A 15,050-nucleotide genomic window follows, 5' to 3' on the forward strand; every position below is an offset into this window, starting at 1 on the left:
TATCATAAGTATGAAAATAATAAAAAACTCTCTACTCTTAGCAACAGCTTTAGCGATAGGAATTGGCTGTAAAAGTAGCAACAATAAAGCATCAGAAGAATTAACATTAAAAGATGCCTATAAAAATAGATTTTACATAGGTACTGCTATGAGTAGACCTCAAATAGAAAATCTTAAATCTGAAGAAACCTCTCTAATTGCTAAAGAATTTAATAGTATTACGGCAGAGAATATTATGAAATCTATGTTTTTACATCCTGAGGAAGATGTTTTTAGTTTTGAAACATCCGATAAATATGTTGATTTTGGGGTGAAAAATAACATGTTTATTCATGGTCATACATTAATATGGCACAGTCAATTAGCACCATGGTTTAGAGCTAAAAAAGATAGTCTTGAAATGAGTGTTGCTATGGAAAATCATATAAAAACAATTGTAGAACACTATGACGGTAAAATAGATTCATGGGATGTTGTAAATGAAGCATTAAATGAAGATGGAACTTTAAGAAAATCTGTTTTTTTAAATACTATTGGGGAGGACTATTTACCTATGGCATTTAAATGGGCATCTGAAACAGATCCTAATGTAGATTTGTATTATAATGACTATAATTTAACAGACACGGAAAAAAGAAAAGGTGCAATTCGTTTAATTAAACAAATTCAAGATAAAGGAGTTAAGATTGATGGAGTAGGTATGCAAGGACACTGGCATTTAAATAGACCTTCTTTAGAAGTAATAGAACAAAGTATTTTAGATTATGCTGCTCTTGGAATAAAAGTTGCTGTAACGGAATTAGACATTAGTGTATTACCAGACCCTTGGGGATTACAAGGAGCAGAAATCAGTCAAAGATTTGAGAATAATGATAAAATGAATCCATATCCAAAGGCGTTGCCTGATTCTATTCAAACAAAATTAGCAAATAGATATAAAGATATCTTTAAGTTATTCTTAAAGCATCAAGATAAAATTAGTAGAGTTACTTTTTGGGGAATTAGCGATAAACAAACGTGGTTGAATGATTTTCCAATAAAAGGAAGAACCAATTATCCGTTACTTTTTGATAGAGAATTAAAACCTAAAAAAGCTTTTCATACTCTTGTTGAATTGACAAAAGAAAATTAAGATTAACAATTAAATATAAAACATGAGTACTATATCAGAAAAACTATCCATTAAAGAAAAAATTGGATATAGTTTAGGTGATCTCGCTGCCAATTTGGTTTTTCAAACCTTGATGACTTATTTGGCTTATTTTTATACTGATATCTATGGACTTAAAACTAGCCATGCTTCAGTAATTATGCTAACAGTAGGTCTTATTGCTGCATTTGGTTTTAATCCTATTATTGGTGCTTTGGCAGATAGAACAGTTTCTAAATGGGGAAAATTTAGACCTTGGATATTATGGACAGCCGTTCCTTTGGGTGTAGTTGCTTTGTTAGCTTTTAGTACCCCTAATTTTGATTACAAAGGAAAGGTGATTTATGCTGTGGTAACATACACTTTATTGTTGTTATTGTATGCTGCAAATAATCTACCATACTCTGCTCTAAGTGGTGTAATTACAGGAAACATGTCAGACAGGAATAGTTTGTCTTCTTATAGATTTGTTGGAGTAATGTTTGCCCAATTCTTTGTGCAAGTATTTATGTTACCAATTATAGAGACTGCAGGTGGTGGTGATAAAGCCGTAGGAATTGAAATTGTTATGACTTGGTTGGCAATCATAGGTACGGTAATGTTACTTATAACTTTTGTTACTACAAAAGAACGTATTGTTCCCAAACCAGAACAAAAATCTAGTGTTAAAGAAGATTTAGGAGATTTGTTTAAGAATAAACCTTGGGTAATCATACTTGCAGTAACGGCTATGGTTTTTGTTACATTAGCTATGAAAGGAGGAGCTTATGTTTATTACTTTGAAAACTATGTTGATAAAACAGCATTAACAAGTTTTATTCAACCCATATTAGGTTTTTTATCATCTATAGGCGTTAATTTCTTTGGAGAAAATCCAGTTTCTGCTGGTTTTGGTTTGTTTAATGCAGGAGGAATTATTTTTATGATTATCGGTATAACCATATCAAAAAGCTTTGCCGATAAGTACGGAAAAAGGGATGTGTTTAGAGTTGCATTGTTTATATCTACTTTGTTTATTCTGTTTTTTTATTTATTCCCTTCAACTTCTGTAGAATTAATATTTGCCTCTCAAATATTACATGGTTTTTTCTATGGATTAACCATTCCTCTACTATGGGCAATGATTGCAGATGTAGCAGATTATTCTGAATGGAAAAATAATAGAAGAGCGACAGCAATTATTTTTTCGGCAATGATGGTTGGATTAAAAGGAGGCTTAAGTATTGGTAGTGCTTTACTAACCTATATTTTAGGATTGTATGGATATGTAAGTAAGGAAGCATCTATAGTAGGACAAGAAATTGTACAACCAGAGAGTGCTATTCATGGTACAAAAATGTTGGTAAGTATTTATCCTGCTATACCTTTTTTAATATGCATAGGATTATTGTTTTTCTATGAAATTAATAAAACTCTAGAAATAAAAATCGAGTCAGATTTAAAAGAAAGAAGACTTCAGTAATTACTGAAGTAGACGAAAATATTATAATATAAAAATAGATTAAAATGCCAGAAGAAAGTATAGAAAATATAGATTTTGAGACATTAAATAAAACAGCAATTTCTAAGCCCCTTGTGACCCACATGTATACAGCAGACCCCTCTGCACATGTGTTTAATGGTAAAATATATATTTATCCATCACATGATATAGATGCTGGAATTCCATTTAATGATAATGGAGAGCATTTTGGTATGGAGGATTATCATGTAATTTCAATGGATGATATTAACTCTGAGGCAGTTGATAATGGTTTAGCTCTTCATGTGAATGAAGTACCATGGGCAGAAAAACAAATGTGGGCACCTGATGCCGCATACAAAGATGGAAAGTATTACTTAATCTTTCCTGCTAAAAATAAAGAAGGAATTTTTCAAATAGGAGTAGCTACTAGTACCTCTCCAACTGGTCCTTTTTTAGCGGAACCTGAACCTATAAAAGGAAGTTATAGTATAGATCCTGCTGTGTTTAAAGATAATGATGATTCGTATTATTGTTATTTTGGAGGGATTTGGGGAGGACAATTACAGAATTATAGAAATAATAACTATTCTTCAAATTACGATTTACCTAAATCAAACGAACCTGCGCTAGGACCTATTGTGGCTAAAATGTCTGAAGATATGTTACAGTTTGCAGAAGAGCCTATAGAAATAAAGATTCTTGATGAAAATGGAGATCCATTGTTGGAAGGAGATAATAATAGACGTTATTTTGAAGGTCCTTGGATGCATAAATATAAAGGGAAATATTATTTTTCTTATTCAACAGGAGACACACATTTGATTTGTTATGCAATAGGAGATAGTCCATATGGGCCTTTTACTTATAAAGGTGTTATTTTGAATCCAGTAGTAGGGTGGACTACGCATCATTCTATTTGTGAAATAAATAACAAATGGTATTTATTTTATCACGATTCAAGCTTGTCTAAAGGAGTAACACATTTACGTTCTATTAAGGTTGCAGAGATCACTTATAATGATGATGGAACTATAAATACTTTAGACCCTTATTTGATTTAAGTAATTAAATTTAATGTTATTAATAAAAAAGCCATGGAAATCTCCATGGCTTTTTTATTAATCTGTTTTTTAAGTAGTTCTTTATTTAAACAAACTTTGTTTTTGTGATAATGTATATTTTTAGTTTTTTTTTAATAAAAAACTAAAACAATCGGTTGTTTTATTGAATTTAATTAATATATTTGATGTAAATTAGTAAGTGTGGCAATTACACATATAATTGATTAGGAATTGACAACCTAAGTTAAACTATTAATTTTTTCAATCAATAAGAACAATCGGTTGTTTGTGGGGGGATTACAATACTAATTCTAAATTAAACTATAACTTAAATAATAAACAAACTAAGCCTATGATTCAATCGTCATTTTTTGAGAAACACATTTGTCTGTGTGGTATTTTTTTTATGATAAAAAATATAAAACCATGAAAAGTTACTGTAAATAGATTGTAAAACTTAATAAGAATTAAGTAGTGAAAAAATCAAAACAAAATAATAATATGAAAATAAAATTATTTAAAACCCTCTATTATCATAGGGTATTTTTAATGGGGTTAATACTTCATTTTGTGCTTACTAATGAGATATATGCTGCCGATATACCTGAAGGAGTACAATTAAATAATCAGGTCAGTCAGCTTACAATTACAGGAAAAGTAATTTCTGCTGCTGATAAAATGGGGATTCCAGGAGTTACTATTATGGTTAAAGGAGAGGAAAATATCTTTACGATAACCGATTTTGAAGGTGACTATACAATTAAAGTTCCGTCTTCTAAATCAGTTTTACTCTTTAATTATATGGGGTATGAAACAGTAGTAAAGAAAGTAGGACAGTCAAAACAAATTAACGTAACGATGACTCAATCTAGTAGTGCTCTAGATGAAGTTGTTATTATTGGTTATGGTAAACAAAAACAAGCAAGTGTTGTTGCTGCAATAGCTTCAGTTAAAGGAGAAACTTTAGAAACAGCAGGTGGTGTTTCTAGTTTAGGAGCTGCCTTAACAGGGAGTTTACCAGGGGTAATAACTACTGCTAGTACAGGGATGCCTGGAGAAGAAGATCCTAGGATTTTAATTAGAGGAAGTAGTACTTGGAATAATTCCTCACCATTGATATTAGTCGATGGTATAGAAAGAGACATGAGTAGTGTTGATATTGGTTCTGTAGAATCTGTTACGGTATTAAAAGATGCTTCAGCAACGGCTGTTTATGGTTCAAGAGGAGGTAATGGAGTAATTCTTATTACTACAAAAAGAGGTAAAATAGGTAAGGCACAAATTAGAGCTAGGGTAAATTCAACAATTAAATACCCTTCAAAACTACCAGGAAAATATGATGCATATGATGGTTTACTAGTAAAAAATCAGGCAATTGAAAATGAGTTAGGAATTAGTCCAGAGAGTTGGAGTGATTATTTACCTCAAGCAATTATTGATAAATATAGAAACCCAGCTAATTTGGAGGAAGCTGAGAGATATCCAAATGTGGATTGGGCAGAGACATTATTTAAAAATCAAGTAATGTCTTACAATGCAAACTTAAATGTAAATGGAGGGACAGAGTTTGTTCAATATTTTGCTAGTGCTGATTTTTTAAGAGAAGGTGATTTATTTAAACATTATGATAACGGACGTGGTTATGATCCTGGTTATGGGTATAATCGTTTAAATGTTAGGTCTAATTTAGATTTTAAACTAACACCTACTACAAAACTTAAAGTAAGTTTAGCTGGTTCACATGGAACCAAAAAAAGTCCTTGGGGACAAAATGGAGGGGAGTATACTATGTGGGATGCTGCCTATTCTACAGCACCAGATGTGTTTTTGCCAAGATATGCAGATGGTTCTTGGGGGTATTTTGCTCCAAATGAAGGGAAAGCTTCAAATTCAGTTAGAAATCTTGCAATTAGTGGTATTCAATATAAGACCACAACAAAAGTACAGACAGATTTTACATTAGATCAAGATTTAGATAAAATAGTAAAAGGGCTTAAGTTTTCAGGAAAAATAGCCTTGGATAATGTTTATGTTGAAGCAGATAGAGGAGTTAACGATTTGTATAATGATATTCAGGAAAAATGGGTTGATCCAGATAGTGGATTGATTACTTATAAAAAATCTTACGATGCAAACAATAGATTTGATTTTCAAGAAGGTGTAAAGTGGTCTGCAACAGGAGGGAATGTAGAAGATTGGTCAACACAACGTAGACTTTTTTATCAACTACAATTAAATTATAATGTAGATATAGAAGAACATAATATTACGGCTATGGGACTTTTTAACCGTAATAAATTTGCTCAAGGAAGTGAAATCCCCCAACCAAGAGAAGATTGGGTGTTTAGAACAACTTATAGTTATGCAGATAAATATTTATTAGATTATAACGGAGCTTATAATGGATCTGAAAAATTTGGACCGGGTTATCGTTTTGCCTTTTTCTCTTCAGGAGGTTTGGGTTGGGTAATTTCTAAAGAAGATTTTATGAAATCGGTAAAATTTGTAGATTTCCTGAAATTGAGAGGTTCTTATGGACAAATAGGAGATGATGGTGTAAATGGAAGATTTCTTTATCGTTCTCAATTTTCTTATGGTGGAGCCGCCAGATTGGGAATGAACGGTGAAGCTGCAGCCCAAAGTCCATATACTTGGTATAATGAATCATCAGTAGGTAATCCAAATGTACAATGGGAACAGGTAGAAAAAACCAATATTGGTTTGGATTATAAATTATTTGATGGTTTTATATCTGGTAAGTTTGATTATTTTAAAGATGTACGTAGTGATATCTTACTTGTTGGAGATCGTAGAGCCATTCCTCCATATTTTGGAACGGAGGCTCCTGTAGCAAACTTAGGAAAGGTACAGAATCAAGGTTATGAGTTAGAAATAAAATTGAACCATACTTTTAATAATGGTTTAAATTTATGGTCAAACATAAATATAACGCATGCAAAGAATAAAATTATTTTTGCTGATGATCCTAAGTTGTTACCAGAATACCAAAAACAAGAAAATAAACAAATAGGTCAAGCATATTCATATGTTTCAAATGGTAATTATAATACTTGGGATGAGGTATATTCAAGTACAATACATAATACAAATGATAATCAAAAATTACCAGGTAATTATTTTATATTAGATTACAATGCTGATGGAATCATAGATACGTATGACAATATACCTTATGGATTTACAGGAAACCCACAAAATACTTATAATACAACTGCTGGTTTTATATGGAAAGGTTTAAGTGGATATGTGCAATTTTACGGTGTAAATAACGCATCTCGTCAGGTAGTACTACAAAGTTTATCTTCTCAAAATCATGTTGTTTATGATCAGGGGTCTTATTGGTCAAAAGAAGATTACAATGGAGAGTCACCAATCCCTCGATGGAAATCAACACCAAGTAGTTATAACAATGCGAATCGTTTCTTTTATGATGGATCGTACTTACGTTTAAAGAATGCTGAAATAGCTTATACTTTTGATGCAAACTCTAAATGGGTACAAAAAATGGGGATTCAAAACCTTAAGTTTTTCATCAATGGAAATAACTTATACCTATGGTCTAAGATGCCAGACGATAGAGAGTCTAATTTTGCAGGAACTGGTTGGGCTTCCCAAGGAGCTTATCCTACAGTAAGAAGAGTGAATTTAGGAATTAATGTTACATTTTAAGCACTAAATAATATGAAAAAATATATAAAATCAATATTTAAATATAGTCTCTTAGCGTGTATGTTTCTTTCAGGAGCTGCATGTGAAGATTATTTGAACGTAGCTGAGGATGATGCGATATCAAAAGAAGAGGCTTTTAAAAACTTTACTAATTTTCAAGGTTTTACGGAAGAGTTGTATCATTGTATACCAGATTTCACCAATAGATATTGGACGAATTCTTGGAACTGGGGTGAAGATGAGATTCAATCAACAGCTCGTGATTTTCACTTTGGTGTAAAAATAGACAACGGAAATTTTTGGGGATGGCAGTCTGAACATGATGGATGGGGAGCTGGTTGGATGAATAAATCCAATGCTTCTAGAAACGATGATAGGATGTCTAAAGATTTATGGAAGAATGGATGGTATGGTATCCGTAAGGCCAATATGGGCTTAGAAAATCTAGATAAATTAGTAGATGCTACCCAAGAAGAGAAAGATTTAATTAAAGGACAATTATTATTCTTTAGAGCTTGGTTCCATTTCCAGTTTATTCAATATTTTGGAGGATTGCCATATATTGATATGGTTCCACCTGGAGATGAAGTGTTAAGCTACCCTAGACTAAGTTATCAAGAATGTGCTGAAAAAGCAGGGGCAGATTTTAGAGCAGCTGCTGATTTGTTACCGACACATTGGGATAATTCAACTGCAGGAAAAAGAACTTTAGGTAAAAATGATTTGCGTATTAATAAAATCATGGCCTTAGGATATTTAGGAAAGAATTATTTATGGGCAGGAAGTCCTTTAATGAATAAAGAATCTACAGGAAATAGTAGTTATAATGCAGATTTTTGTAGAAGAGCAGCAGAGGCTTTTGGAGAATTGTTAACGCTAACTGAGGGAGGACAAGCTCCATATTCATTATTACCTTTTTCAGAGTATAGTGACAATTTTTATACTACAGGACAAAACTGGCAAATGCCAGGGGGGACTGAAGCTATTTTTAGAGGACCATATTGGGGGGCTCATGGTTCAACTTATGGGACAGCAAAGCAATATCAACCAGCCCCTGTAATAGAAGATGGAGATGTTAAATTCTTACCAACAGCCAATTATGTTGATTATTATGGTATGGCAAATGGATTGCCAATTAATGATATTACGCAACCAGATCCGGTATCAGGATACGATCCTGAATATCCTTGGAGAGGACGTGATCCAAGATTTTATAACGATATCGTATTTGATGGAGTAAAAACGGTACAGGGTTCTATGCCGGCTGATGTTGTTCAAAATCGTTATGCCAATTTATTTACTGGTGGTAGCTATAGAGGTATAAGTACTGGTAGTCGTACAGGATATTTACTGTATAAATTTATTCCTATTACAGCTAACAGGTATGATCAAGGACATGCTTGGGGTTCAAATTTAAATATACACTTACCGTGGATGAGATTATCTGATGTTTATATTATGTATGCAGAAGCTGCGGCTCAAGCTTATGGTTCTGCATCAGGTAAAGCAACAACATATAGTAAAACAGCTGTAGATGCTATTAATATAGTTAGAGACAGAGCGGGAGTAGGACATGTAGATGGTCAGTTTTTAGGGTCTTTAGATGATTTTATGGGAGAAGTAAGACGTGAACGAGCGGTAGAATTGGCTTTTGAAAAACACAGATTTAATGATCTTCGTCGTTGGTTGTTATTAATAGAAAGTCCTTATACACTTAAGAAGTCAATTGAATTTGATCGTACAGGTGCTTTTGATACAAGTGATCCAACAAATAATAAGGTCGTTAATATTCGTGAAGAAGTTATTTTAGAACGTAAGTTTACGGAGAAACACTACTGGTTACCTTTAAAAAATGCTGATGTAAACATGTATTTAGAGTTTCCACAAAATCCAGGTTGGTAGTTTACATAGACAATAATAAAAATGATAATACAAATTAGAGAATAATGAGATATATACAACTAAAATTAGTATTGTGTTTTGTAGTTATTGCTTCTTTCCCATTTAAATTAATAGCGCAAGAAAATAAGATAGATAGTTTAGCGGCTCAAATAAATAATGGTACTTCATTAGAAGTAGAAAAGAATCAATCAGTACAAATAGCATTTAGGAAAGTTCAAGAAAAAGACCTTTTAGGAGGTGTTTCATTTGTGAACTTGCCAGAAATTATGAATAAAAACTATACAACATATAGTTTAGATGGTTTACAAACCTATATAGGAGGTTTTAATGGAAGTATATGGGGGAATGGTGGAGCTCTTGTACTGGTAGATGGTATACCAAGAAGTGCAACTAGTGTTCAAGCCATAGAAATTGAACAAATTAGTGTACTTAAAGGAGTTTCTGCTGTAGCACTTTACGGTAGTCGTGCAGCCAAAGGAGTTATTTATATTACCACCAAAAAAGGAAAAAATCAAAAACAACAGATTGATGTAAGGGTTAATACAGGGGTAAATACTATAAAAAGTACTCCTCAATATTTAGGTTCAGCAGAATATATGAACTATTATAATCAGGCAAGACAAAATGATGGATTAGGTGAATTGTATGACTATGAAACGATTTATAATCATGCTTCAGGAAACAATCCTTATAGATATCCAAATGTAGATTACTATTCTTCTGATTACTTGAGGGATATTTCTACACAACAAGATGCAAACTTACAAATTTCTGGAGGTAACGATATTGCTAGATATTATACTAATGTGAGTTTTATGACCGCAGGAGATTTTATAGATTTTGGAGAAGCAAAAAATAATAGGACCCAACGTTTTAATGTTAGAGGAAATGTTGATATTGATATTACAAATAAAATATCTGCAACCATAGGAGCCAATGCTATTTATTATAATGGAACAGGTGTGAATGCAAATTATTGGGGAGGAGCTGCTACGTTAAGACCTAATAGATTTGCTCCATTAATACCCATAAGTATGATAGAAAGTGGAGATGTTAATTCATTAAATCAAGTACAAAATAGTACTAATATTATCGACGGGAAATATTTATTGGGTGGAACTCAACTTGATCAAACAAATCCATTTGCAGGTATTTATGCTGGAGGAAGTAATGATTATACAAGTCGTCAATTTCAATTTAATACTGCTATTAATGCAGACTTAAATGATTTACTCGAAGGTTTATCTTTCCGTACTATGTTTGGGGTTGATTATGAGTCTTCATATAACCAGGCTTACAATAATAATTATGCAACATACGAACCAAAATGGAATAATTATGCAGGTTTTGATCAAATCTCTAGCTTAACAAAGTATGGTCAAGATGCTACTTCTGGAACACAAAACATAAGTAATAGTACTTATGGTCAAACAATCTCTTTTTCGGGACAGTTTGATTATATCAAGAGTTTTGAGGGGAATAACATATCAGCCTCTTTAATTGCATCTGCATTTCAACAATCCAGAGCAGAGGTATATCATAAAGTGAGTAATGGTAATTTAGGTTTACACTTAGGATATAATTATAAAAGTAAATATTATGCAGACTTTAATGGTGCTATTGTACATTCTGCTAAACTTGCTGAAGGAAATAGAAATGCATTTTCTCCAACAGTTTCAGTAGGATGGAGATTAAGTGAAGAGAACTTCTTAAAAGATTCAGATATTATTGATAATTTAAAATTATCAGTATCTGCGGGTATTTTAAATACTGATTTAGATATTTCTGATTATTATTTGTATGAAAGTATTTATACTCAGACTGATGGTGCTTGGTTCAGCTGGAGAGATGGATCTTTAAACAGATCAACTGATTCAAGAAGAGGTGAAAACTTGGATCTTACATTTGCTAAACGTGAAGAATTTAATGTAGGACTAGAAGCATCTTTCTTTAAGAATTTCATCAACTTTAATGGATCATTTTTCGCAAATAAAATGACAGGTAATGTAACTCAAGCAACAGTATTATATCCAAGTTATTTTACAACAGGATGGCCAAATTCATCTTTTATACCTAATATCAATTATAATGATGATAAGCGTATTGGTGCTGAATTTAACTTAAAGTTTAATAAAAAAATAGCAGAAGTTGATTGGTCATTAGGACTTACGGCTATGTACTATGATACTGAAGCTTCTAAACGTGCAGAGTCATTTGAGAATGAATATCAATATAGACAAGGAAAACCATTAGATGGAATTTGGGGATTAAAGAGCGATGGTTTCTTTATGGATGCAAATGACATTGCTAGTTCTCCTTCTCAGACTTTTGGAGAAGTGTTTCCTGGAGATATCAAATACAAAGACCAGAATAATGATGGTGTTATTGATAATCAAGATCAAGTTTATCTTGGTAAAGGAGGATGGAGTGGTGCACCACTTACATTTGGAGTTAATTTAACTACAAAATGGAAAGACTTAACTTTCTTTGCTTTAGCAACAGGTCAGTTTGGAGCAAATGCCATGAAGAATAGCTCTTATTTTTGGATAGATGGAGATGATAAATATTCAGTAATAGTAAGAGATAGTTGGACAGAGGAAACAAAAGAAACAGCTACATATCCTAGACTAACAACCTTAAATGGAGATAATAATTTTAGATCTTCAGATTTTTGGATGTATAGTACTAATAGAATAAACCTTTCTAAGGTTCAAGTTACTTATGATTTTCCAACAAGTATCTTAAAGAAAACATTTGTAAAAGAACTAGGGATTTACATGAGTGGTGCTAATCTATTAACCATATCTCCAGAACGTGAGACAATGGAATTAAATGTAGGAAGCTCTCCACAGACTAGATTTTATAATTTAGGAATCAAGGCTTTATTTTAAATTTTTAACAATCATTAAATAACTAAATGATATGAATAAAATATTATTAATTTTTTTATCTATTGTCTTTTTGATGACAAGTTGTGATGATCTTATTGATCCAGCAGTTGAAAACAATAGAGGACTAGACGATATGTATGGTGAAGCAGAGTATGCACAAGGTATTCTTCTAAACGCTTATACAAGACTTCCTAATAGCTCATGGACATTTAATGACGTAGCTACGGACGATGCAGTTACAAACGATGTTAACAACAATTATTTAAAAATAGCAACAGGTCAATGGACTTCAAACCTTAATCCATTTGATCAGTGGAGAAATTCAAAAGCAGCTATTCAATATTTAAATATTTTCCTTGCTGAAGTAGACAAAGTTTTATGGGCTAAAGATGAAAATGTTAGCGAATTGTTTAGAAAGCGTTTGAAAGGGGAAGCTTATGGATTAAGAGCTCTTTACATGTATTATTTATTACAAGCACATGGAGGAGAATCTAATAATGGTGAATTACTAGGAGTTTCAATAGTTTTAGATCCAGAAGACCAGAATTCGGATTTTAATAAGCCTAGAAACACATTTGAAGCTTGTATGCAACAATTATACAGCGATATTTCAAATGCTGAGCAACTTCTACCTTTAGACTTTGAAGAAGCAACAACATTGCCATCAGGCTATAATAACTTAGATGATTATAACAGAGTTTTTGGTGATTTTGCTAGACAAAGAGTTTCTGGGAGAATTGTTAAGTTTATCAAAGCACAGGCAGCCTTGTTAGCAGCAAGTCCTGCTTTTAGTAATGGGAACACTACCACATGGGCTGATGCAGCTAATTATGCAGGCGATTTATTAACCATTAATAATGGTGTAGGTGGTATAGATCCATTAGGATTAACATGGTATAAAAATAGTGAAATAAACACATTAGGAACTGGAGTAAATCCTGCTGAAATTGTTTGGAGAACAGATGTAGCCGATAGTAATTCATTAGAGTTAGATAATTTCCCACCAACAGTATATGGTAGTGGACGTATCAATCCTACTCAAAATATAGTAGATGCCTTCCCAATGGCTAATGGGTATCCTATTTCTGATGCAAATAGTAATTATGATCCTTTAAACCCATATACAAATCGTGATCCTCGTTTAAAGTTATATATACTTGTAAATGGAGATGTAGCGGGAGTAAATAGTACAGTAATTAACACTGCTGCTGATGGTACAACAAATGATGCCTTAAATAAAGTAGAAACTTCTACTCGTACAGGATATTATTTAAAAAAGTTGCTAAGACAAGATGTAAATACAAATCCAACAACTCAAAACCAGCAAAAGCATTATAAACCACGTATGAGATATACTGAGTTATATCTTATATATGCAGAGGCTGCAAATGAAGCTTGGGGGCCAATGGCAACAGGAGGAAGTGCTACTTTTTCTGCCTATGATGTGATTGCTGCTATTAGAGAACGTGCAGGGATTACTCAGCCAGATATGTATTTAGAATCAATTAAAGCAGATCAAGTTGCTATGCGTGAGTTAATAAGAAATGAACGTAGATTAGAACTTTGTTTCGAAGGATTCCGTTTTTGGGATTTAAGAAGATGGAATAAAGATTTAAAAGAAACAGCCAAAGGAGTTAGTATTCAAGGAGGAGCTTATCAGTTTATCAATGTTGAAAATAGACTTTATGATAATTATATGAAATATGGCCCAATACCATATAGCGAAATTATAAAGTTTGATGCTTTAGAGCAAAATAAGGGATGGTAGGCTATAAAAACTGACCATTCCATAGATGATTATAATATTTAAATCTAAAATTACAAAAAATGAAAAATAAGATATTTTTAATGTTCACAATCTTACTAGTTTCTTTGACAGCATGTCAAAATCAAGATTGGGAATTTGATGATTTTGAGTATCAATCTGTGTACTTTGCATATCAATATCCTGTAAGAACCATAACGTTGGGAGAAGATGTTTTTGATACATCATTAGACAATGAGTATAAATGTAAAATATATGCAACATTAGCAGGAGTATATGAAAATGACAAAGACGTATCTATTGATTTCTCTGTTGCAGATGCATTAACTACAGGGTTACTTTTTAATGAAGGAGGTGATCAAATAACTGCAATGCCGAGCAATTATTATAATTTATTAACAAATAAGATAAAAATTCCAAAAGGAGAGTTAATAGGAGCAATTGATGTACAGTTAACAGATGATTTCTTTGCAGATCCATTGGCTATTAAAAACAATTATGTGATCCCGGTTCAGATGAATAATGTAATGAATGCAGATACTATTTTATCTGGTGAACCTTTATTTCCAGGGGCAAAAAGAGGTTTAGATTCAGAATGGAGTAAAGCTCCTAAAGATTTTGTTTTTTATGCTATAAAATATATAAACAAATGGCATGGTAATTATTTACGAAGAGGAAACGATGTCATTGTAGGTAAAAACGGAAATACTGCTTTAGATGAAGAAATTATTAGACATAAAGAATATGTTGAATATGACGAAGTTTTTAAAGTAAACACCAAAGCCTTAAACAAATCAGTTTTTCAATTAGTATTTAAAGATAAAACGAATAATGATGCTAATATTTATTGTGATTTGGTAGCAACTTTTGATGACAATGGAAATTGTACTATATCAACAGAGTCTAACACATATACAGTATCTGGTACGGGTAAGTTTATTAAAGATGGAGAAAAAAATAGTTGGGGAGACAAAGATAGAGATGCTCTTTACTTAGATTATGAAATAGATTTAGCAAACATACACATAACTTCTAAAGACACTTTGGTAATGAGAGATAGAGCTGTTTCTTTTGAAACATTTACCCCTGTAAGCCAGTAGTTTTAAGTAAAATGATATTACATAAA

The 15,050-nt window shown here is 32.2% G+C and carries 8 protein-coding genes; all 8 read left to right on the forward strand.

Annotated elements, in window-relative coordinates:
* Window positions 1–10: 10 nt before the first annotated feature.
* The 8 genes from BUB70_RS04210 to BUB70_RS04245 all read left to right on the forward strand — a co-directional run bounded on the left by BUB70_RS04210 (window position 11) and on the right by BUB70_RS04245 (window position 15,024).
* Entirely contained in the window at window positions 11–1,132 is a 1,122-nt protein-coding gene (locus BUB70_RS04210) for an endo-1,4-beta-xylanase (protein WP_073118666.1), read from the forward strand.
* Between the two features lie 22 nt (window positions 1,133–1,154).
* Window positions 1,155–2,612, forward strand: coding sequence for an MFS transporter (locus BUB70_RS04215; RefSeq protein ID WP_073118668.1), 1,458 nt, complete (start codon window positions 1,155–1,157; stop codon window positions 2,610–2,612).
* Window positions 2,613–2,656: 44 nt separating this feature from the next.
* Window positions 2,657–3,676, forward strand: coding sequence for a glycoside hydrolase family 43 protein (locus BUB70_RS04220; protein WP_073118670.1), 1,020 nt, complete (start codon window positions 2,657–2,659; stop codon window positions 3,674–3,676).
* 501 nt (window positions 3,677–4,177) lie between these two features.
* Window positions 4,178–7,366, forward strand: a complete 3,189-nt coding sequence (locus BUB70_RS04225; protein WP_073118672.1) for a SusC/RagA family TonB-linked outer membrane protein — start codon at window positions 4,178–4,180, stop codon at window positions 7,364–7,366.
* A gap of 12 nt (window positions 7,367–7,378) precedes the next feature.
* On the forward strand, window positions 7,379–9,268 hold the full coding sequence (locus BUB70_RS04230; protein WP_073118674.1) for a RagB/SusD family nutrient uptake outer membrane protein: 1,890 nt from the start codon (window positions 7,379–7,381) through the stop codon (window positions 9,266–9,268).
* Between the two features lie 44 nt (window positions 9,269–9,312).
* Complete coding sequence (locus BUB70_RS04235) at window positions 9,313–12,159, forward strand: SusC/RagA family TonB-linked outer membrane protein (RefSeq protein WP_073118676.1); 2,847 nt, start codon at window positions 9,313–9,315, stop codon at window positions 12,157–12,159.
* A gap of 31 nt (window positions 12,160–12,190) precedes the next feature.
* Window positions 12,191–13,927 carry a RagB/SusD family nutrient uptake outer membrane protein gene (locus BUB70_RS04240; protein WP_073118678.1) on the forward strand — a complete coding sequence of 579 codons (1,737 nt, stop codon included), beginning with the start codon at window positions 12,191–12,193 and terminating at the stop codon, window positions 13,925–13,927.
* A gap of 59 nt (window positions 13,928–13,986) precedes the next feature.
* Window positions 13,987–15,024, forward strand: a complete 1,038-nt coding sequence (locus BUB70_RS04245; protein ID WP_073118680.1) for a DUF5627 domain-containing protein — start codon at window positions 13,987–13,989, stop codon at window positions 15,022–15,024.
* Window positions 15,025–15,050 lie beyond the last annotated feature (26 nt).

It is taken from the genome of Wenyingzhuangia marina (assembly GCF_900130035.1).
Classification (GTDB): Bacteria; Bacteroidota; Bacteroidia; order Flavobacteriales; family Flavobacteriaceae; genus Wenyingzhuangia; species Wenyingzhuangia marina.